Raw genomic sequence first — 20,879 nt, forward strand, 5'->3', positions numbered from 1 at the left:
GCCAGCTTTGCAGTTTTGTGCGGGCGTGCTTCCATCCTTGGCTTGGCGCTGCCGGGTCCCGATGGCCTGGATGCCTTCTCGCTGAGCGAGCTTCGTGGGCTCGTTGTCGGCCTGATCGGTCAGGTCCGCGCTCTGACGGAGGAGAACCGGACGTTGGGCGACGAGGTCGCGCGCCTGCAGGGTCTACCGCCGCGACTACCGACGCGTCCGACCCCATCCGGGATGGAGGCGGCCAGCAATCGATCTCACATAGATTCGGACAAGCAGCGGCGGCGCGGGCCCGTGCACGAACGGTGCGTGGTCACGCGCGCGGTGGTGCTAAAGGCTGAAGCCCCGGCAGGCTCGCGGTTCAAGGGCTACGAGCAAGGGCTACGAGGATGTCGTGGTGCGGGATCTGGTGCTGGAGGCGGTGGGGACCTGCGCCAAGCTCGGCGTCTCGTTCTTCCGCGACCTCGGCGATCGCCTCGGCATCCCCGACGGTGGCGCCGTGCCCGCCCTACCGCACCTCGTCAGACAGCCCGCAACAGCCTGACCGCCCGGCAATTTGCCCCAGTTACAATCCGCAGAGCGAAAACGAAGCGGAACCGAAGACTTGCGCGGAAATTGGCTGGGGCGCCAGGATTCGAACCTGGGAATGGCGGTACCAAAAACCGCTGCCTTACCACTTGGCGACGCCCCACCGCAGGACGAGGCTGTCTAGACGCGGATGCGCGGAGAGGCAACAGGTCCGCGTTGCGGCACGAAACGATCGGAGAGGCGAACGGGATGACGATGCGGGTGGCGATCGTGACCGGGGCCGGGTCCGGCCTCGGACGGGTGGTGGCCCTGGCCCTCGGGCGGGCCGGCTACGCGGTGGTGCTCGCCGGACGGCGGCGCGGCGCGCTCGACGCGGTGGCGGAGAACCTCGCGGGCGCGCTCGCCGTCGAGACCGACGTGACCGATCCGGCCTCCGTCGACCGGCTGTTCGCGCGGGTCGCGGAGGTGCATGCCCGCCTCGACGTGCTGTTCAACAACGCCGGGATCTTCACCCCCGCCGCGCCCATCGACGCGGTCCGCCTCGAGGACTGGCGCGCGAGCCTCGACACCAACCTCACCGGCGCCTTCCTGTGCACGCAGGGCGCGTTCCGGATGATGAAGGCGCAGGCCCCCCGGGGCGGGCGCATCATCAACAACGGCTCCGTCTCCGCGCAGGTGCCGCGCCCGCACGCGGCGCCCTACGCCGCGACCAAGCACGCGATGACCGGCCTGACCCGGGCGACTTCGCTGGACGGGCGCCCCTACGACATCGCCTGCGGCCAGATCGACATCGGCAACGCCGCGACCGAGATGACGCAAGGGTTCGCGGCCGGCGTGCGTCAGGCCGACGGCTCGCTGAGGGCCGAGCCGGTGATGGACGCACGCCACGTCGCCGACGCGGTGGTCTACATGGCCGGCCTGCCGCTGTCGGCCAACGTCCAGTTCATGACGCTGACGGCGACGGCGATGCCCTACATCGGCCGCGGCTGACGTTTGCGCGGCCGCTTTGCCAAGCGGCGGCGCCGGGCCTAGATGGACGCCGCGGGGCCATCCCTCGGTCCGCCGACCCGCTCCAGTCCCCTTGGAACACCGAAACACCCGCGCGCGGGTTGCAAGAGCCGTCGCCCATGTTGATGCAGGCGCAGACCAAGATCGAGGCGAACCCGGGGGCCGACCCGGTGGCGCGGCGGCGCACCTTCGCGATCATCTCCCACCCGGATGCGGGCAAGACCACGCTCACGGAGAAGCTGCTGCTGTTCGGCGGCGCGATCCAGCTCGCGGGCGAGGTCAAGGCCAAGCGCAACCGCGTCTCCACCCGCTCCGACTGGATGGGGATCGAGCGGGAGCGCGGCATCTCGGTCGTCACCTCGGTGATGACGTTCGAGTACGGCCATTGCGTCTTCAACCTCCTCGACACGCCGGGCCACGAGGATTTTTCCGAGGACACCTATCGCACGCTGACGGCGGTCGATTCCGCCGTGATGGTGATCGACGCCGCCAAGGGCATCGAGGCGCGCACGCGCAAGCTGTTCGAGGTCTGTCGCCTGCGCGACATCCCGATCGTCACCTTCGTGAACAAGCTCGACCGGGAAGCCCGCGAGCCGTTCGAGCTGCTCGACGAGATCGAGAAGACGCTCGCGCTCGACGTCGCGCCGGTCACTTGGCCGATCGGCTGCGGCCGCAACTTCGCCGGCACCTACGAGCTCGGCGGCCACCGCGTGCGCCGGTTCGATGCGGCCGACGACGCCGGCACCGTGACGGTCTCAGGGATCGGCGACCCCCTGTTCGACCGCCTGCTCACCGAGAACGGCGAGGCGGATGCGTGGCGCGAGGAGGTGGAACTGGCCGAGGGCGGCCTGAAGCGCTTCGATCTCGCGGCCTTCCGCGAGGGCCACCTCTCGCCGGTGTTCTTCGGCTCGGCCTTGCGCAACTTCGGCGTGCGCGACCTCATCGACGGGCTTGCCCGCTTCGCGCCGCCCCCGCGCGGCCAGGATTCCGACAAGCGCCTCGTGGCGCCCTCCGAGCCGAAGATGACCGGCTTCGTCTTCAAGATCCAGGCGAACATGGACCCCAACCACCGGGACCGCATCGCCTTCATGCGGGTCTGTTCCGGAAGGCTGAACCGCGGGATGAAGGCCCGGCTGGTGCGAACCGGCAAGCCGATCTCGCTCACCGCGCCGCAGTTCTTCTTCGCGCAGGACCGCGCCATCGCCGACGAGGCGTATGCGGGCGACGTGGTCGGAATCCCCAACCACGGGACGCTGCGCATCGGCGACACGCTCACCGAGGGCGAGGACATCGTCTTCCGCGGCGTGCCGAGCTTCGCTCCCGAGTTGCTGCGCCGGATCAAGCTCACCGACGCGATGAAGGCCAAGAAGCTGCGCGAGGCCCTCCAGCAGATGGGCGAGGAGGGCGTAGTGCAGGTGTTCGTTCCCCAGGACGGCTCGGGCGCCGTCGTCGGCGTCGTCGGCGCGCTCCAGCTCGACGTGCTGAAGGAGCGGCTGCAAGGGGAATACGGCCTGCCGATCGACTACGACGCCACCCGCTTCACCGTCTGCCGCTGGGTGTCCTCCGAGTCCGAGGTCGAGCTCGACAGGTTCGTGGAGTCCCACGGCTCGGCGATGGCGAAGGACCTCGACGGCGCGCCGGTCTTCATGGCGACCACCGCCTTCTCGCTCCGCTACGAGGAGGAGCGCTACCCAGCTCTGCGGTTTACCGACATCAAGGATTATCAGAAGCGGTCGAGCTGAGGCGCCTCAGAACTTCCCCAGCATCGGAAAATCGATGCTGAGCGTCGATTCCGCGGCCATTGGGCCCTCGCGCTTGCGCGGCTTGCGGTTGAGCACCTGCTTGAGCTTGGTCTTGAGCACCGACATGTCGAACGGCTTGAGGATGAACGCGTCGGCACCCGCCTGATGGGCAACGTTGATGTCCTCGAAATCGAACGACGCCTCGGTGAGGATGAAGGGCGTGTTCAGCAGGGCGTCGTCGGCGCGGATCTCGCGCAGGAGGGCGATCCCGTCCATCGGCTCCATGTCGAGATCCGCGATGACGAGGGCGTACTTGCGCGCGCGAAGCCGCTCCAGCGCGTCGGCGCCGCTGGTCACGCCCTCCACGTCGGGGAAGCCGATACGGTTCATCAGCATCACGACGAGCCGCAGGAGCTTCTCCTGGTCGTCGACGACGAGGATCGGTGGCGTCTCGCTCATGGTCTCGTCTGCGGCATGGGGCGGTCCGTGCGGGGTCGGCGTCAGATGAACAGGTGGTCGATGCCCTGCTTCGACATCGCGTCGGCCTGGAGGGCCAGCGCGAGTCCGTGGATCGCGCTGGCCCGCGGCGTGCCGCGCTGGAGCATCGGCAGCAGGTTCGCCTTCACGAAGTACGCCTCGGTCGGCGGGGAACGCAGGCCGCTCTTGCAGGAATTGACGAACTCGCGCTTGGCGATCTCGCGCCACTCGCAGATCTGGACGTCGCGGTGGCGCTGGTCCTCCGCGATGCGGTTGAAGGTCTCGTGCACCGAGGTCCGCTCGCCCTCGATCACCTGGGCTGCGAAGTTCTGCTCGACCAGGAGGAAGCTCGTGATCACCGAGAACTCGTTCTTCTTCTGCGCGTGCCGGGTGATCTCACCGATCTGACCGGCCCGGATCTGCGGATCGGAGGACAGGGCCAAGCGCGAGAAGTAGATCAGGTGGACGAGACTCGTCCGCTTCGCACGCATGACCGCAACACGCCCCTCGATCCCGAACGCATCCTAGCGGCGGCATCGATAAGGGCCCGTAAACGGCAGCCCCCGGCCCGACCCGGCAGAAGCTGCCGGGCCGGCGGCCCGGATGGGTCCATTCCTGCCGGCGTCGGCACGGGCATCTCAGCGTTATCAAGCACTTGGTGCTGGCATGCCGGTTGCGGACCCTCCCGATCGGGCGGCCGGCACGCGGGTGCGGCCCATCTAAGGAAGACACACGCCATGGATATCTTCACCGCGTTGCAGACGGCGGTCTCGGGCCTGAAGGCGCAATCCTACGCCATCGACAACATCTCCGGGAACATCGCCAACTCGCAGACCACCGGCTACAAGCGGATCGACACCAGCTTCGTCGATCTCCTGGCCGAGCAGACGCCCAAGCACGAGGTCGCCGGCACGGTGCTGGCGCAGTCGCAGCTCACCAACACGCTCCAGGGCAACATCGCCTCGACCAGCATCGCCACCAACATGGCGGTGAACGGCAACGGCTTCTTCACGGTCCAGACCAAGACCGGCGACGCCAACGGGCAGAGCACGTTCTCCGGCACCCCTCAGTACACCCGCCGCGGCGACTTCAGCCCCGACAAGGACGGCTACCTCGTCAACGGCGGCGGCGGCTACCTCCAGGGCCAGAACTACGACCCGGCGACGGGCCAGGTGACGAGCACCGGCGCGATCAAGATCGCGAACCAGACGCTGGCGGCCAAGCCGACCACCTCGATCACCTACGGCGCGAACCTGCCGACGAGCCCGGCCACCACCGCGTCGAGCACCTCGAAATCCTCCCTCTACGCGCCGGCCGACACCACGGCCCTCGTCACCGCCACGGACGGCACCGCCTCGACCGGCAGGCAGGTCGCGGCCGCGGACGCCGCGACCTTCGTCGACAACAGCATCTCCGGCCCGGCGGTCACCGCCTACACGGCGAGCGGCGCGCCCGTCTCCGTCAACACGCGGTGGGCCAAGATCCAGGACGCGACCGCCGACAAGCCGGCGATCTGGAACCTGTTCTACGCCGCCGACAGCACGGTCTCGGCCGACAAGACCGCCTGGACCAATGCCGGCACCGGCTTCACCTTCGACAGCGCCGGCCAGCTCACCCAGCCGTCGGCCGGCAAGGCCACGATCAGCAACCTCACCGTGGACGGCACCAACGTCGGCAATGTCGATCTGGTCTTCGACCGGACGACGCTCACCCAGTACGCCGCCTCGTCCGGCGCGGTGACGACCAACACCCTGACCCAGAACGGCTACGCGGCGGGCACGCTGAACGCGGTCTCCGTGAGTGCGGACGGCAATATCGTCGGCTCGTTCTCGAACGGCTCGTCGGTGACGCTGGCCTCGGTCGGCATCGCCCGCTTCGTCAACCCGGACGGCCTCAAGCCGGAAACCAACGGGACCTACGCGCAGACGGTCGAGTCCGGCGTGCCGCTCACCGGCCTCAACGGGGCGACGCTCGTCGGCGCCAGCGTCGAGGCCTCGAACACCGACATCGCGAGCGAGTTCTCGAAGATGATCGTCACCCAGCAGGCCTACTCGGCCAACACCAAGGTCATGTCCACCGCCCAGACGATGATGTCGGATCTCCTCAACATCATCCGGTGAGCGAAGCTTACGGCCTGAGGAACGGATGAGACGGTCATGGGACTGAACGCCCTCGCCACGGCTGCCGCCGGCCTCAAGGCGACGCAGACCGCCATCGGCGTGGTCTCGCAGAACGTCGCCAACGCGGGCACCGCCGGCTACGTCAAGCGGACGCTCGCGTCGGTCTCGTCCGGAGTGGGCAACGCCGGCGTATCCACCGGCACCATCACGCGCAGCTTCGATGCGGCGGCGCTGAAGCAGCTTCGCCTGGAGACGGCGGGCGCGGCCTACACGGGCGCCAAGGCGGACACCGCCGCGCAGGTGGATGCGCTGTTCGGAACGCCGGGCAGCGCGACCGCGCTCGACGGCCTCGTCAACACCTTCACCCAGTCCCTCCAGACGCTCGCCGCCGGCCCCACCTCGGCCGCCGCCCGCACCACCGTGCTCGACGCGGCCTCCGCGCTTGCGGGCGGCATCAACCGCATCGCGGCCGGGGTGCAGGACCTGCGCAGCGGCCTCGAGGCGACGCTGGGCACCGGGACCGCGGGCGCCAACGCGCTGCTTGCCGGGATCGCCGGCCTGAACGTGAAGATCCAGGGGACGAACGACGACGACGCCCGCGCCGACCTGCAGGACCAGCGCGACCAGCAGATCACCCAGCTCGCGAGCTACATCGACGTGCAGACGGTCGAGCAGCGCGACGGCAGCGTCACGGTCTCGACCGGCTCCGGCGTGACCCTGGTCGATCGCGGCACGGCCGCGGCGCTCAGCTTCGACGGGCGCTCCGCGCTGACCGCCAACGCGGCCTACTCCACCGATGCATCGGTGCGCAGCGTCGGAACGATCACCGCGACGACGCCGGGCGGTGGCCGGATCGACCTCGGCGAACCGGGCGTCCTGCGCTCGGGCTCGATCGCGGCGGGGCTCGAACTGCGCGACGCCGTCCTGCCGCAGGCGCAGCGCCAGCTCGACGACCTCGCCGCCGGACTCGCGAGCGCGCTCACCGACAGGACCGTGACCGGCACGGTGAGCGGTGCCGGCGCCACCACCGACCTGACCGGCATCCAGGCCGGGAACACCCTGACCCTTCCGGTGACCGCGGCGGACGGTTCCGTGCGCAACGTGATCCTGATCGCCGCGAACGGCGCCACCCGGGGCGTCGATCCGAGCCGGACCGACGACGGCACCGCCCTCGCGCAGACCTTCGATATCTCAGGCGGTCCGGCGACCTACGCGGCCAAGGTGCAGGAGGCCCTGAACGCCCTGTCGAGCCGGGCGGGCGGGCAGGGCTACGCCGTTCCGGCGCTGACCGCGAGCGGCGGGAACGGCAGCGTCACGGTCACGGGCACCGGCGGGGCGCGCGTGACCGCGGCCACGGCCGCCGTCACCGTTCCGACCCGGGCCGGCGACCTCTCCACCGGCTACCCGCAGATCGCGCTGTTCGTCGACGGCTCGGGCAACGGCCTGTTCACGGACAGCTTCGAGGCCGGCGCGCAGCGCACCGGCTTCGCGCAGCGGATCACCGTCAACCCGGCCGTGACGGCGAACACCGCGGCGTTGACGGCATCGAGCGCGACGAGCGCGAGCGCCGCCCCCACCCGCGCCCAGTTCGTCTACGATGCCCTCACCAGCGCCCGGCAGACCTTCTCCGCGGCGAGCGGCATCGGCGGGATCGCGGCGCCCTACGCGGCGAGCGTCGCGGGCTTCGCGCAGGACGTGATCGCCGCGCAAGGGTCGGCGGCGAGCAACGCCGCGAGCCTCGACGCGGGCCAGGGCGTCGCCCTCTCGACGGCGCAGGGGCGGTTCGCGAAGGGCGCCGGCGTCACGGTCGACGAGGAGATGTCCAACCTGATCGCCCTGCAGACCGCCTACAGCGCCAACGCCCGCGTGCTGACCGCGGCCCGCGACATGCTCGACACCCTGCTCCGGATCTAACCGATGTCCACGATCCGCCCCTACGCCGCCGGCACCTACGCGGCGGCCAAGTCGACCACGCAGATCCTCGCGCTGAAGGGCCAGCTCGACGCCCTGTCGACGCAGCTCTCCACCGGCCGGACCTCGGAGACCTACGCCGGCCTCGGGGCGGGCCGGACCACCAGCCTCACGGCGCGCGCGACGCTGAGCGCGCTCGACGGCTACGATGCGGGCATCGTCAGCGCGCAGACGCGGGTGTCGGTGGCCTCCACCAGCCTGTCGCAGGTCACCGCCCTGACGATGAACCTGCGCACCAGCCTCACGTCGAACCTGCAGGACGCCAGCGCGCCCGCCGCGTCGCAGCTCGGCCGGATCAACCTCGAAGGCGCCATCGACGCGCTGAACCAGAGCGCGGCCGGGCAGTACCTGTTCGGCGGTCGCGCCAGCGAGACCGAGCCGGTGGCGTCGAGCGACCGCATCCTCAACGGCGACGCCACGACAACGCCGAAGCGGGACGGCCTCGTGACGCTGGTCGCCGAGCAGCGGGCGGCCGACCTCGGCGCGGACGGCCTCGGACGGCTCGAACTCGGGGCGGGCACCGCGGCCAACAGCTTCTCGCTCTCCGAGGACACCGCCGACCCCACCGGCGCGACCCGCGCGAATTTCGGTTTCCGCATCGCTTCGGCGCCGACGACGACCGGTTCCGCGATCACGGTGACGGCCGATGCGGTCCACGCGGCCAAGCCTGCCACCGTCATCGGTCTCGACCACGCGCCGGCCGCCGGCGAGAGCTTCCGCGTGACGCTCGACCTCGCGGACGGCCGCCAGGAGACCTACGACCTCACCGCCCGCTCGCCCCTGCCGGCGGGCTCCGGCGACGGCTTCGGCGTGTTCGGGTCGGCCACCGATGCCGCCCAGGGCCTCAACGCCTTCGCGGCGGCGCGCGGGGGCACGGTCGCGAGCGTGCAGAGCGCCAACACCCCGACGCTCACGGCGACCTACGGCGGCGGCGACTACGCCGCCTACGACATCGGCCTGTCGGGCCAGCCGGCGGCGGGCGACGGCATCACGGTCCAGCTCGCGCTGCACGACGGCACGACGAGCACCATCACCCTGACGGCGCAGGCGAGCGCGCCGGCGGGCTCGACCACCACCTTCGCCATCGGGGCGGACGCGGCCGCGACCGCGGCCAACCTCAGGACCGCGCTCCAGACCGCCCTGAAGGCCGCCGCCGACGGACCGCTGGCGGCGAGTTCGACCACGCGTGCCGCGGAGGACTTCTTCTCGGCCTCCACCGTGCCCGGTCAGGCGCCGAGGCGGATCGACGCCTCCGGCGCGACGCCCACCTACGAGGCCGCCGCCTCGACCGGCACGGTGATCTGGTACCAGGGCGACGCGACGAGCCCGTCGGCCCGGGCGACGGCCAGCGTGCGGGCCGGCGCCAGCCGCGAGATCGCGATCGGCGCGCAGGCCAACGAGGCGCCGTTCCGGAAGGCGCTCGCGGGATTTGCCGCCCTCGCGGTCGACGGCCTCGCCGATCCCGGAGCGAGCGCGACGCCGGGGCGCTTCACAGCGCTGGCGAGCCGCGCCTACGATCTCCTCGGCCAAACCTCGACCGAGCCCAGCCTGGAGGCGATCGCCACGGATTTCGGCTTCGCCTCCAGCGCCCTGTCGGACGCCAAGACGCAGAACGCGGCGACGCGCGCCACGCTGCAATCGATCGTCGACAGCGTGGAGCGCGCACCGATCGAGGAGGTCGCCGCCAAGCTCCTCGAGGTCCAGAACCGTCTCCAGGCGAGCTATCAGATCACGTCGTCGCTCTCGAAGCTGTCGCTGGTCAATTACCTCGGCTGACACGACGATCGTCCCGACCTGTCAACCTACAGTCCGCGGTTGACGCGGCCCCGGCGCGGATCGTCGGCGGCAGGCCGGACCGCGCAGGGGGGCTGCGCCCGAGGCGCAACCCGACCCTGCGGCGTCGGGCACAATCCTAAGGAACCGCGCCGAGGGCGGCGGCCGCCCGATGCAGACCGGCCCCGTCGCGGGCGCCGCTGAGGGCGTAGGCCGAATCTCCCGCATTCCAGGTCAGCGTCGCGCCGTCGCCGGCCTCCGCGACCTCCCTCGCGGCTCCGGGCGAACGACGGCGGGCGGCGAACAGCGAGACCTCGCCGAGGTTCGCGGCATCGAACGCGACCTCGATGCCGGCGCCGTCGCGGGTGGGGAACACCTGCACGTCGCGCACGGTCCAGCCGTCCGGCAGGCCCGGAAGGCCGATGCCCGTGGCGGCCTCGATCTCCCCCCGGTCGTAGGCCGGCGTCGCGCGCTGCGAGGCGATGCGGGCGCGCAGCAGCGCGACCTGCCGCGCCTGCTGCGCATCGGCGATCAGGGTCGGATCGACCGTGGAGGCGAGCGTGTCCGGCACGCCGAACTGGCCGATCTCGCCGTGGGCCAGCCACCCGGCGCCGACGAGCACCGCGATCGCGGCCGCCCGCCTGAACCGCGCCGCGACCCGGCCCCAGCGCAGCGACCGGTCGAGGCGGCGCGCGGCCAGCCGGTTGCGCTCCGGCCCGGGACCGGGAAGGGCGGCGAAGGCCTCGCGCAACGCATCCCGGTCGTGCATCTCGGCCATCGCCCGAGCGGCGATCTCCGGATGGCGCGCGAGGTGCGCCTCCACGTCGAGGTGGCGCATCACGTCGAGCTGCCCATCGACGAACGCGATGAGATCGGAATCGGTGATCGGGTCGGTCATCACGCCACGTCCTGTCGTCTGCCGGTCGTCGTCACCCCGTGCCTCCCGAGCAGGATGGCACGGGCACCACGCTCGGGTTCGTCAAAAATCCCCGACGACCCTGCGGGAGGCGGTATCGCCCTCCGCGTGCCCGTCCCGCGCGACGAGGCGAAGCCCCGTGCGCTCAGGGTGGCGCGACCGCGGCGGATCGGAGGGCCTGCGCGCAGGGCCGTCGCCGTCCTCGAACGCCCGGAGCGCCGCCCGCCCGCGCCCGAGGCGCGACATCAGGGTGCCGATCGGAATCCCGAGCACGGCGGCGGCGTCCGCGTAGGCCATCCCTTCGAGGGTGACGAGGTGGAGCGCGGCGCGCTGCTCCTCGGGCAGCGTCAGGAAGGCCCGGCGGATCTGCGCGAGGCGGACCTGCCCTTCCTGCGCCGGGGGCTCCACGGCCTCGTGCATCTGGACCAGCGCGTCGGCGTGGCGCGCCTCCACGCGCCTGCGACGCTGCTCGTCGATGAAGACGTTGTGCAGGATCGTCATCATCCAGGTGCGCAGGTTGGTGTTCGGCCGCAGCGCGCCCTCCGCCTCCAGGGCGCGCACCAGCGCGTCGTGGACGAGGTCGTCGGCCCGCAGGGTGTCCCGGGTGAGGGCGCGGGCGTAGCGCCGCAGCGGCACCAGCAGGTCGACGATGTCGGGGCGCTCGGGTCTGTCGGCGGTCATGAACAGAAGAACGGAGGACGGGCACCGGATAATCCCTCGGCGGAACCGGTACAGGGCGCGGCGCGTGCGCGTGCGGGGTTGCACGCCGGAGAGTTACCGATACGTTCCTGCACATCCAGCGCGTCGCAGCCCTCGCCGCGCGGGTACCGGAGTCTCCTCCGGGCGGCGTCGTCCCTCGCGGCGCGGGCCGCGACCGGGATGCCGTTGCCGCGGCAGGATTATCGCCGATGCCGGTGCGGGGAAATCCCGGCGCGTGTGACTGCGGCGAACTCGACATCGGCGCGGGGATGCGACATGACACGCGCGGCGCCGGCATGCGCCGCCGGCTTGACGCGCGATGGCGTCAATCATAGCGAAACGATCGGTCGCGCAGGCTCGCGACAGGCCGAATCGGGACGCTTCGGTCATCGCGTCCGGCCGGACGCGTTCGATCGGGCCGCCAAGCTGAAGGCCTCAAGCGAAGGTCCACGATGGAAGCCATGGAAGCCGCCGGCCTTACCGAAAATCCCCTGGCCATGAACCCGCTTGCCCGGCAGGCGGCAGGCCTGACCGGGCCGGAGATCGCGGGTCCCGCGCCGCGGCACCGCACGGTGGGCGTGCGCGTCGGCGAGGGCGCGGGCGCGGTGATCGTCGGCGGCGGCGCCCCGGTCGTCGTCCAGTCGATGACCAACACCGACACCGCCGACATCGACGCGACGGTGGCGCAGGTCGCCCAACTGGCCCGCGCCGGCTCGGAGCTGGTGCGCATCACCGTCGACCGCGACGAGGCCGCCGCCGCCGTGCCGAAGGTGCGCGAGCGCCTCGACCGCATCGGCTGCCACGTGCCGCTGGTCGGCGACTTCCACTACATCGGCCACAAGCTGCTCTCCGACCATCCGGCCTGCGCCGAGGCGCTGGCCAAGTACCGGATCAACCCGGGCAACGTCGGCTTCAAGGAGAAGAAGGACACGCAGTTCTCGACCATCGTCGAGCAGGCGATGCGCTACGGCAAGACCATCCGCATCGGCGCGAACTGGGGCTCGCTGGACGAGGCGCTGCTCACGCACCTGATGGACGAGAACGCCAAGCTTCCCCGCCCGATCGACGCCCGCGCGGTGATGCGCGAGGCGATGGTGCAGTCGGCGCTCTCCTCGGCCGAGCGCGCGGTGGAACTCGGCCTGCCGAAGGACCGCATCATCCTCTCGGCCAAGGTCTCGGCGGTGCAGGACCTGATCGCGGTCTACCGCGAGGTGGCGCGGCGCTCGGATTACGCGATCCACCTCGGGCTCACCGAGGCGGGCATGGGCTCGAAGGGCCTGGTTGCAGCCTCGGCGGCGATCGGCGTGCTGCTCCAGGAGGGCATCGGCGACACCATCCGCTACTCGCTGACGCCCGAACCCGGCGGCGACCGGACGGTGGAGGTCAAGGCCTCCCAGGAACTGCTCCAGACCATGGGGTTCCGCACGTTCGTGCCGATGGTCGCCGCCTGCCCCGGCTGCGGCCGCACCACATCGACGACCTTCCAGGAACTGGCCCGCGACATCCAGAACTGGATCGTCACCTCGATGCCGGAGTGGAAGAAGACCTATCCCGGCGTCGAGGGGCTGAACGTCGCGGTGATGGGCTGCATCGTCAACGGGCCGGGGGAATCGAAGCACGCCGACATCGGCATCTCGCTCCCCGGCACCGGCGAGACCCCGACCGCGCCGGTCTTCATCGACGGCAAGAAGGCGATGACGCTGCGCGGCGCGACGCTGGCCAAGGACTTCGAGACGGTGGTGATCGACTACATCGAGCGCCGCTTCGGCCAGGGGGCGCGGAACGCGGCGGAGTAGGGGCGGCTCGGCTCAGACGAGCCAGTCCAGCGCGATCCCGGTCCGTTCGGCCAGCCTCGGCCGTTGCGCGTCGCTCAGCGCCGATCGTCCGTGCTCGATGGCCTCGAACACGGCCACCGATCGTCCGAGGCTTCGGGCCAGTTCAGACCTCGTTGCGTCGCACTGCTTGCGGGCCGCGCACACGGAAGAACCGTGTTCGGCCACGCTGACCGCGAACCGATGCGGGATCGCCGCCCCGAGGCCCGCATCCTTCGCGGCGAGGTAGTCGTCGGCGAGCCGCGCCGCGGCGCGATCCTCGGCCGTTTCGTCGCCGAGCTGCGCCAAGCGCGCGTCGTAGGCGCGCCGGGTCAGCACGACGAGTTCTTCCCCGCCCTCGATCCTGATGAACTGTGATGTCATGGCGCCATCCTCTCGCCGGTGGATGTCATGCCGATCACCGATCGCAAAGACCTCGATCGCGTCGGCCGTCTCAAGGAACAGCAGGCGACCGTTGCCGACCCGGAGCCGGATTCCGAGTGTTCCGACGAGGGCCTTCACGTCGCCGGCCCCGGTCTCGGCGCATCGCGCGCGCTTCGCCACGACGGCGCGGCGTGCCGGCTTCGGCAGCTTGGCCAGAGCCCTCAGTGAGGCAGGGTCGTAGACGATCGACGTCATGGCAATACCGTCGAGTCTACGTCTTCGCGCGTCACGCGCCTACCCCGCGAGGGTTCCCCGGCGGATGAGCGAATCGGAAATTCCTCCGCGACCCACACTTCCTCCGCGACCCACCTGCGGGCGTCGCGGGCGCAGGTGCCCTCGCGTCCCGCGCGGCGCGGATCAGCCAAGCGCAAAGGTCGCTGTTCCCGCCCGTGCGGGGGCGTGTTAGCAGGGCGTTAGGATTTCGTAAGGACCAGCCTATTTGCCGGGCATGCAAGCCCGGCAGACTTTTCGCGTCCTGCCGATCCTCCGGTGCGGACATCGACGCGCCGCACCGCGAAGCGCCGGCAGGCCTGAGCCTCGATCACACCCGATGACCCAACCCGCAACCTCGAGCGTCCCCGCCGCTCAGCCCGACGACGCGGGTCGACCCGGCCCGAGCGAGGCCGGCGTTCCAACGATGCGGCCGGCCGAGGTCCCGATCGTTCCGGCCGGCGCCCTCGATCCGGTCGAGGGCCACGGCCACGCGCCCGCCGGCCTGTGGACGCTGGCCGTCGGATCGGTCGGCGTCGTGTACGGCGACATCGGCACGAGCCCGCTCTACGCGTTCCGCGAGGCCCTGGTGCCGGCCCGCACCGACGGCATCCTGCTCGCGGACGAGGTGCTCGGCACCGCCTCGCTGATCCTGTGGGCGCTGTTCCTGATCGTGACGGTGAAGTACGTCGCGATCCTGCTGCGCATGGACAACAACGGCGAGGGCGGCATCCTCTCGCTCATGGCTCTGGCGCGAAAGGCGCTCGGCGGCTCGCGGATCGTGTTTACGCTGGGCCTGCTCGGCGCCGCCCTGTTCTACGGCGACGCGGTGATCACGCCCGCGATCTCGGTGCTCTCGGCGGTGGAGGGCCTGAAGCTCGTCACGCCGGCCTTCGAGGGCTCGGTGCTGCCGATCACGGTGGCGATCATCCTCGCGCTGTTCCTCGTGCAGAGCCGGGGCACCAGCCGGGTCGCGGCCTTCTTCGGGCCGGTGATGGTGGTGTGGTTCCTGGCGCTGGCGCTCGCCGCGGTGCCGCACGTCCTCGCGCACCTGTCCGTCCTCGAGGCCCTCAACCCCTGGTACGCGGTGCATTACCTGCTGGGCCACGGCAGCGGCGCGCTGGTGGCGCTGGGCGCCGTGTTCCTCGCCGTCACCGGCGCGGAGGCGCTGTTTGCCGACCTCGGCCATTTCGGGCGCCGGCCGATCCAGATCGCGTGGCTCGGCCTCGTCTTCCCCGCGCTCGCGCTGAACTACCTCGGCCAGGCGGCCCTGGTCCTGGAGCACCCCGAGACCACCGACCCGTTCTTCCAGCTCGTGCCGGACTGGGCCCTGCTGCCGATGGTGCTCCTGGCCACGCTCGCCACCGTCACCGCGAGCCAGGCGGTGATCACCGGCGCCTTCTCGCTGTCGCGGCAGGCGATCCAGCTCGGGCTGCTGCCGCGGCTGGAGATCCGCCACACCTCCGCGTCGCATTCGGGCCAGATCTTCCTGCCGCAGATCAACACCCTGCTGCTGATCGGCGTCGTCGTGCTCGCGGTGGTGTTCCGCTCGTCCTCGGCGCTGGCCTCGGCCTACGGCATCGCGGTCACCGGCACGATGCTGCTCACCGCGAGCATGACCTTCGTCGTCGTGTGGCGGCTGTGGCACTGGTCGCCGGTGGCGGCCGCCGCCCTGATGCTGCCCTTCATCGTGATCGAGTTCCTGTTCCTGCTCTCGAACCTGCTGAAGGTGTTCGAGGGCGGCTACGTGCCGCTGCTGCTCGCCGGCGGCCTGATCGTGCTGATGGGGACGTGGGTGCGCGGCGTCACGATCCTGGTCAACAAGACCCGCAAGACCGACGTGCCGATCCTCGAACTCGTCGGCATGCTGGAGAAGAGCCCGCCGCATCACGTGCGCGGCACCGCGGTGTTCCTGACGAGCGACCCCGACACCGCGCCGGCAGCCCTCCTGCACAACCTCAAGCACAACAAGGTGCTGCACGAGAAGAACGTCATCCTCACGGTCGAGACCGTCGACACGCCGCGCGCCAAGGCGGCGGACCGCGTGCGCCTCGCGCCGATCGGACCGGGCTTCTTCAAGGTGGTGATGAAGTTCGGCTACATGGAGACGCCCAACATCCCCAAGACCCTCGTGCTGCTGCGCAGGGAGGGCTTCAAGTTCGACATCATGGCGACGTCGTTCTTCTTGTCGCGACGCTCGATCCGCCCGGCGACCCACTCCGGGATGCCGCTCTGGCAGGACCGGATCTTCATCACGCTGGCCAAGAACGCGAACGACGCGACGGACTTCTTCCAGATTCCCACCGGCCGCGTGGTCGAGGTCGGGACGCAGGTGACGGTCTGAGGGGCCGCCTCACCGCGTGAGCGAGGCCATCCGCGCCGGCGCGGACGCATCGACCCGCCTGCGCGAGGGCTCCTCGAACACCCCGGCCCACAGGCCGCGCCGGGTCGCCCAGGCCTTCGTCTCCTGCGGGACGTAGTCGGGCGCGCTCAGGCGATCGGCCACCGCGTGCCCGCGCGCGACCATCCAGGCGCTCAGGTCTTCCCCGCCCACGCGGCAGAGTGCGACCGGACGGCGGTGGCGATCGAGGCCCCGCGGTTCGCAGACGACGCTGGCCGCGCCGATGTGCCCGGCGAGCGCCTGGGCCGCGTCGGCCCCGCAGGCGACGGGCAGGCCCGTCGCGCCCTCGCAGGTCTGTTCGGGCGCCGGGGCGGCGATGCCGAACAGGCCGACGACCGCATCCTTGAGGCGGAGCGTGTCGCCGTCGAGGACGACGGCTGGACCGGTCAGCGCCTCGTTGCCGAGGACGGGTCCGCAGAGGAGGGCGAGCGCGATCGCCGAGGCGTGGACTGCGCGTTTCATCGGGAGGCCTCCGGATGGTCGGACGGGATCGCGGCGGCCTAGTCGCGCGCGGCAGCGACGGTGCGGGCGGCGGTCTGGACCGGCTTGTCGGCGGTGTCCATGACCGTGCGGCAGGTCGGGCTGAGCTGGGCCCGTTCGCGGCGAAGGCAGGTCTTGATCGCGCCGATGTCGGGGATCTCGGACGCGCACAGACGCCAGACGTCCGGGGTGCAGGCGGCGCGCTGGGCGGCCGTCGCCTCGGCGAGGACGGGCACGGTGCCGGCCAGAAGGGACAGCATCGCGAGGACGGAAACGTGTTTCATGATCTTGGACCTTCTACTTGCGGAGACTGTCGAACCGGGCGACCCCCGTATTCCGATGCAGCATCGATAGACGGATCGAACTTGGGATTTCCGTGCCGACACGCACATCGCCTCGTATCCATGCCGCGAGCGCAGACGATCCACGATCTTCGACCGGTCCCGCGAGCACGCCGGCATCGATCCATCCCAGGAGGGAAAGTGCGGACGTGACGATGGTGGAAGCATCCCCGGAGGGCAGCCGGCCCCGCTCCCGGTCGGTCGGGTGGCATGCACGACGGCACGCGACATGTCCTGGGCGGCGGTCTCGCGCGCGGCGCGACGCTTCATCCGCGTTGCGCCGTGGTGGGACTCTGCGTTAGTTTTGAGCCATTCTTGAGAACGACGAGCGGCCCGCACGGCCGGGAAGATCCCGTCCGCATGGAAGGCGTCCCCCGCAACCCCATCGACAGGAGCGCGCGCGCCTCGGCACTTTCCCGGCGCGGGTCGCGTTCAGAGTAGGATGATACGGATGATCAAACTCACGGTGAACGGAGCGCAACGCAGCTTCGACGGCGACCCCGACATGCCGCTGCTCTGGTACCTGCGCGACGAACTGGGCCTCACCGGCACCAAGTTCGGCTGCGGGCAGGCCCTGTGCGGCGTCTGCACGATCCACCTCGGCGGCACCGCGACGCGGTCCTGCACCACGCCGGTCTCGGCAGCCGTCGACCAGGAGGTCCTGACCATCGAGGGTCTGTCGCCCGACGGCAACCATCCGGTGCAGGTCGCGTGGCGCGACCTCAACGTCGCGCAGTGCGGCTACTGCCAGTGCGGCCAGATCATGCAGGCGGCCTCCCTGCTGAAGGACAGCCCGCGGCCCACCGACGCCGAGATCGACGAGAGCATGAGCGGCAACATCTGCCGCTGCGGCACCTACCCGCGCATCCGCGCCGCGATCCACCAAGCCGCGGGCCAGCCCGCCGCCAACGCGGGAGAGCGCCTGTGATCCACGATTCCAAGCTGATGGCCGAACGCGCGGCCGAGACCCCGGCGCAGCCGATGCTGATCGCCAACGTCAGCCGCCGCACCATCCTCGGGGGACTCGGCGCCTTCGTGCTCGCGGTGAACCTGCGCGATGCCGCCAAGGCCGAGACGAAGGCCGCGGAGGCGCAGAAGTTCGGCGCCGACGGCATGCCGCACGGCTGGCGCGACGACCCGACGATCTTCGTCGCGATCGCTCCCGACGGCCGGGTGACGGTGACGAACCACCGCTCCGACATGGGCCAGGGCGTGCGCACCTCGGTCGCCCTCGTGGTCGCCGACGAGTTGGAGGCCGACTGGTCGAAGGTCGGCGTGGTCCAGGCCTGGGGCGACGAGGCGCGCTTCGGCAACCAGGACACCGACGGCTCGCGCTCCTTGCGCCACTTCTTCCAGCACTTCCGCCACGCGGGCGCGGCGGCCAAGCTCATGCTGATCCAGGCGGCGGCCAAGCGGTGGAATGTGCCGGCCTCCGAGGTCACGGCCGAGAACCACGTGCTGACCCACGCCAAGTCGAAGCGCACGCTCGGCTACGGCGAGGTCGCGGCCGCCGCCGCCGAACTCCCGGTGCCGGCCCGCGAGGGCGTGACGCTGAAGGACCCCAAGGACTTCCGCTACATCGGCAAGGGGAAGATCGGCCTCATCGATAATCGCGACATCACCACCGGCAAGGCCGTCTACGGCCTCGACACCAAGCTCGATGGGATGCTGTACGCGCTCGTCGCGCGGCCTGCCGTCTACGGCGGCAAGGTCGTGAGCTTCGACGACACGGAAACGAAGAAGATCCCGGGCGTCGTGAAGGTGTTCAAGATCGACGGCGGCGAGATCCCGTCCGAGTTCATGCCGCTCGGCGGCGTCGCGGTGGTGGCGAAGAACACCTGGGCGGCGATGAAGGGCCGCGAGGCCCTGAAGATCACCTGGGACGACGGCCCGAACGCGGCCTACGACACTGACGCGTTCCGGACCGAGCTGGAGAAGGCAGCGCGCGCGCCCGGCAAGGTCGTGCGCAACCAGGGCGACGTGGATGGGGCCATGGCCAAGGCCAAGACCCGGCTCACGGCCGACTACTTCGTGCCCCACCTCGTCCAGGCGCCGATGGAGCCCCCCGCCGCGGTCGCGCGGGTGAAGGACGGACGTTGCGAGGCCTGGGCCTGCACGCAGGGGCCGCAGGCGGCCCACGACCGGCTGGTGAAGGCGCTGAACCTAGCCAGCGACAAGGTGCGGGTGAACGTGACGCTGCTCGGCGGCGGCTTCGGCCGCAAGTCCAAGCCCGACTACGTGGTCGAGGCGGCGCTGTGCTCGCAGGCCGTCGGCGGTGCGCCGGTCAAGCTCGTCTGGACCCGCGAGGACGACATCCACCACGGCTACTACCACACCATCTCCGCCGAGCACTTGGAGGCCGGGCTCGATGAGCACGGTATGCCGGTGGCGTGGCTGCACCGCTCGGCGGCGCCGACGATCGGCTCGATCTTCGCGCCCGATCCGAAGCACGAGCTGCCGTTCGAGCTCGGCATGGGGCTGGTCAACACGCCGTTCGCGATCCCGAACATCCGCCTGGAGAACCCGGAGGCCGCAGCCCACGTGCGGATCGGCTGGTTCCGCTCGGTCTCGAACATCCCGCACGCCTTCGCGATCCAGTCGTTCGTGGCCGAACTTGCCCACGCCGCGGGCCGCGACCCGAAGGACTACCTCCTGGACCTGATCGGCCCGGCGAGGACGATCGACCCGACTTCCATCGGCGACGTGTGGAATCACGGCGAGGACCCGAAGCTCTACCCGATCGACACCGGGCGCCTGCGCCGGGTGATCGAGACGGCGGCGAACGGTGCGGGCTGGGGGCGCACCCTCGACAAGGGCCGGGGGCTCGGCATCGCCGGGCACTACAGCTTCGTCACCCACACCGCGGTCGCGGCCGAGGTGGAGGTCGATGCCAAGGGCGGCGTGAAGGTGCACGCGATCGACATCGCGGTCGACTGCGGTCGCCAAGTGAACCCCGAGCGTGTCCGCTCGCAGATGGAGGGCGCCGTGGTGATGGGGATGGGGCTGGCGCTCACCGCCGAGATCACCTTCAAGAACGGCCGGGCGCAGCAGAACAACTTCGACGGCTACGAGATCATTCGGATCGACGCCGCCCCGAAGGTGATCCGCGTGCACCTCGTCGACTCCGGCACCTGGGACGGTCCGCTCGGCGGCGTCGGCGAGCCCGGCGTCCCGCCGGTGGCGCCGGCGATCGCCAACGCGGTCTTTTCCGCCACCGGCCGCCGGGTGCGGCACCTGCCGATCCGCGACCAGCTCAGCGCCTGATCCGCGCACGCCCCCGCCCGTCCCGGGCGGGGGCTCCCCTGAGGTCGGCCCGCCCGGGCGTTCGCGGGTCCCTTCTCCCAGGGTGTCGAGCGCAGGATTGGGGGGCTCCCGGTGGAGGCCTCACCGCTCGTCCCACCCCCCCTTGCGCCGGGCAGGCGGCGGCGTGCGTTTCCCACGCCTTTCCCCGGGCCTTGCGCATCACCGTCCCTCGCCCACGCCCTCGCGAATGCCGCCGCCGGAACCTTGCGTCGTGCCGCGGCCTCGGCCCGCGTGAGCCTGCCCGCTCAATCCCATCGAGGAATCCAAGACATGACGTTCATCGCGTCCCTCGCCGCCCTCGCCCTCGCCCTATCCGTGGTCGTGCCGGCCCTCGCCTCGCCCTGCTCGGAGAAGATCGAGAGCCTGTCGCGGCGGGTGAAGGCGGAATCGACCGAGGCGATCTCCGCCTCCAGCAGCGGCCAGGGGGTTGCCGGCCGCCGCGGCGGCGAGGGCGTCACGGGGACCGGGGGCCGCAGCGAGGCGCCGCCCGAGAAGTCGGCGGAGGCCGGCAAGGGGGCGGATGCGGCGCAGCAGGCCAAGGTGGCGCTGGACGAGGCGCGCACCGCCGACGGCAAGGGTGATGCGCAGGCCTGCGAGGCGGCGACCGTCCGGGCCGAGGCGCAGCTCAAGGCGGTCCCCTGAGCTGCGGGCGACCTTGCGCTTCAGG

18 protein-coding genes and 1 tRNA gene are annotated in these 20,879 nt (G+C 70.9%); 11 read left to right on the forward strand and 8 right to left on the reverse strand.

Going from position 1 to position 20,879, the window contains the following annotated elements; translation table 11 throughout:
• Positions 1-382 precede the first annotated feature (382 nt).
• The gene (locus tag ACFE8Y_RS05210) at positions 383-532 is read left to right on the forward strand and encodes a hypothetical protein (RefSeq protein ID WP_375463333.1); all 150 of its coding nucleotides are present in this window, start codon (positions 383-385) and stop codon (positions 530-532) included.
• Between the two features lie 72 nt (positions 533-604).
• On the opposite strand, the gene ACFE8Y_RS05215 is transcribed toward ACFE8Y_RS05210, so the two are convergent.
• Positions 605-679: transfer RNA gene (locus ACFE8Y_RS05215), tRNA-Gln, on the reverse strand.
• 86 nt (positions 680-765) lie between these two features.
• Here ACFE8Y_RS05215 and ACFE8Y_RS05220 point away from each other — a divergent pair.
• Positions 766-1,506: an SDR family oxidoreductase gene (locus ACFE8Y_RS05220; RefSeq protein WP_375463334.1), complete on the forward strand. Its 741-nt coding sequence runs from the start codon at positions 766-768 to the stop codon at positions 1,504-1,506.
• Positions 1,507-1,649: 143 nt separating this feature from the next.
• Positions 1,650-3,266 carry a peptide chain release factor 3 gene (locus ACFE8Y_RS05225; RefSeq protein WP_375463388.1) on the forward strand — a complete coding sequence of 539 codons (1,617 nt, stop codon included), beginning with the start codon at positions 1,650-1,652 and terminating at the stop codon, positions 3,264-3,266.
• A gap of 6 nt (positions 3,267-3,272) precedes the next feature.
• On the opposite strand, the gene ACFE8Y_RS05230 is transcribed toward ACFE8Y_RS05225, so the two are convergent.
• Together ACFE8Y_RS05230 and ACFE8Y_RS05235 are read right to left on the reverse strand one after the other, a co-directional pair.
• Positions 3,273-3,725 (reverse strand): response regulator, encoded by a 453-nt coding sequence (locus ACFE8Y_RS05230; protein ID WP_375463335.1) that lies wholly within the window; start codon positions 3,723-3,725, stop codon positions 3,273-3,275.
• 41 nt (positions 3,726-3,766) lie between these two features.
• Complete coding sequence (locus ACFE8Y_RS05235; protein ID WP_375463336.1) at positions 3,767-4,234, reverse strand: BLUF domain-containing protein; 468 nt, start codon at positions 4,232-4,234, stop codon at positions 3,767-3,769.
• Between the two features lie 246 nt (positions 4,235-4,480).
• Between ACFE8Y_RS05235 and ACFE8Y_RS05240 the strand changes: the two genes are divergently transcribed.
• From ACFE8Y_RS05240 to ACFE8Y_RS05250, 3 genes are read left to right on the forward strand one after another with little or no spacing between them, the layout of a single operon-like run.
• On the forward strand, positions 4,481-5,863 hold the full coding sequence (locus ACFE8Y_RS05240) for a flagellar hook protein FlgE (protein ID WP_375463337.1): 1,383 nt from the start codon (positions 4,481-4,483) through the stop codon (positions 5,861-5,863).
• 36 nt (positions 5,864-5,899) lie between these two features.
• Positions 5,900-7,777, forward strand: a complete 1,878-nt coding sequence (flgK, locus tag ACFE8Y_RS05245; protein WP_375463338.1) for a flagellar hook-associated protein FlgK — start codon at positions 5,900-5,902, stop codon at positions 7,775-7,777.
• 3 nt (positions 7,778-7,780) lie between these two features.
• The gene (locus tag ACFE8Y_RS05250) at positions 7,781-9,610 is read left to right on the forward strand and encodes a hypothetical protein (protein ID WP_375463339.1); all 1,830 of its coding nucleotides are present in this window, start codon (positions 7,781-7,783) and stop codon (positions 9,608-9,610) included.
• A 136-nt stretch (positions 9,611-9,746) separates the two neighbouring features.
• Here the strand turns inward: ACFE8Y_RS05250 and ACFE8Y_RS05255 are convergent, their stop codons facing one another.
• Both ACFE8Y_RS05255 and ACFE8Y_RS05260 read right to left on the reverse strand, forming a co-directional pair.
• Entirely contained in the window at positions 9,747-10,505 is a 759-nt protein-coding gene (locus ACFE8Y_RS05255) for an anti-sigma factor family protein (RefSeq protein ID WP_375463340.1), read from the reverse strand.
• 81 nt (positions 10,506-10,586) lie between these two features.
• Complete coding sequence (locus ACFE8Y_RS05260; protein ID WP_375463341.1) at positions 10,587-11,204, reverse strand: sigma-70 family RNA polymerase sigma factor; 618 nt, start codon at positions 11,202-11,204, stop codon at positions 10,587-10,589.
• 470 nt (positions 11,205-11,674) lie between these two features.
• Here ACFE8Y_RS05260 and ispG point away from each other — a divergent pair, with 470 nt between their 5' ends.
• Positions 11,675-13,018 (forward strand): flavodoxin-dependent (E)-4-hydroxy-3-methylbut-2-enyl-diphosphate synthase, encoded by a 1,344-nt coding sequence (ispG, locus tag ACFE8Y_RS05265; RefSeq protein WP_375463342.1) that lies wholly within the window; start codon positions 11,675-11,677, stop codon positions 13,016-13,018.
• Between the two features lie 12 nt (positions 13,019-13,030).
• Here ispG and ACFE8Y_RS05270 read toward each other — a convergent pair whose 3' ends face one another.
• On the reverse strand, positions 13,031-13,672 hold the full coding sequence (locus ACFE8Y_RS05270) for a hypothetical protein (protein ID WP_375463343.1): 642 nt from the start codon (positions 13,670-13,672) through the stop codon (positions 13,031-13,033).
• 355 nt (positions 13,673-14,027) lie between these two features.
• On the opposite strand from ACFE8Y_RS05270, the gene ACFE8Y_RS05275 reads away from it, so the two are divergent.
• A complete protein-coding gene (locus ACFE8Y_RS05275; RefSeq protein ID WP_375463344.1) occupies positions 14,028-16,031 on the forward strand; it encodes a potassium transporter Kup in 2,004 nt (667 codons plus the stop codon).
• Between the two features lie 9 nt (positions 16,032-16,040).
• Here the strand turns inward: ACFE8Y_RS05275 and ACFE8Y_RS05280 are convergent, their stop codons facing one another.
• Together ACFE8Y_RS05280 and ACFE8Y_RS05285 are read right to left on the reverse strand one after the other, a co-directional pair.
• Positions 16,041-16,550, reverse strand: a complete 510-nt coding sequence (locus tag ACFE8Y_RS05280; RefSeq protein ID WP_375463345.1) for a thermonuclease family protein — start codon at positions 16,548-16,550, stop codon at positions 16,041-16,043.
• A 38-nt stretch (positions 16,551-16,588) separates the two neighbouring features.
• Entirely contained in the window at positions 16,589-16,852 is a 264-nt protein-coding gene (locus ACFE8Y_RS05285) for a hypothetical protein (RefSeq protein WP_375463346.1), read from the reverse strand.
• A 508-nt stretch (positions 16,853-17,360) separates the two neighbouring features.
• Between ACFE8Y_RS05285 and ACFE8Y_RS05290 the strand changes: the two genes are divergently transcribed.
• The 3 genes from ACFE8Y_RS05290 to ACFE8Y_RS05300 all read left to right on the forward strand — a co-directional run bounded on the left by ACFE8Y_RS05290 (position 17,361) and on the right by ACFE8Y_RS05300 (position 20,854).
• Positions 17,361-17,837 (forward strand): (2Fe-2S)-binding protein, encoded by a 477-nt coding sequence (locus ACFE8Y_RS05290; protein WP_375463347.1) that lies wholly within the window; start codon positions 17,361-17,363, stop codon positions 17,835-17,837.
• Entirely contained in the window at positions 17,834-20,173 is a 2,340-nt protein-coding gene (locus tag ACFE8Y_RS05295; protein WP_375463348.1) for a molybdopterin cofactor-binding domain-containing protein, read from the forward strand. Before ACFE8Y_RS05290 ends, ACFE8Y_RS05295 begins: the two co-directional genes overlap by 4 nt.
• A 309-nt stretch (positions 20,174-20,482) precedes the next feature.
• Positions 20,483-20,854, forward strand: a complete 372-nt coding sequence (locus tag ACFE8Y_RS05300; RefSeq protein WP_375463349.1) for a hypothetical protein — start codon at positions 20,483-20,485, stop codon at positions 20,852-20,854.
• Positions 20,855-20,879: the final 25 nt, after the last annotated feature.

The sequence above is a fragment of the uncultured Methylobacterium sp. genome, assembly GCF_964242245.1.
GTDB lineage: Bacteria > Pseudomonadota > Alphaproteobacteria > Rhizobiales > Beijerinckiaceae > Methylobacterium.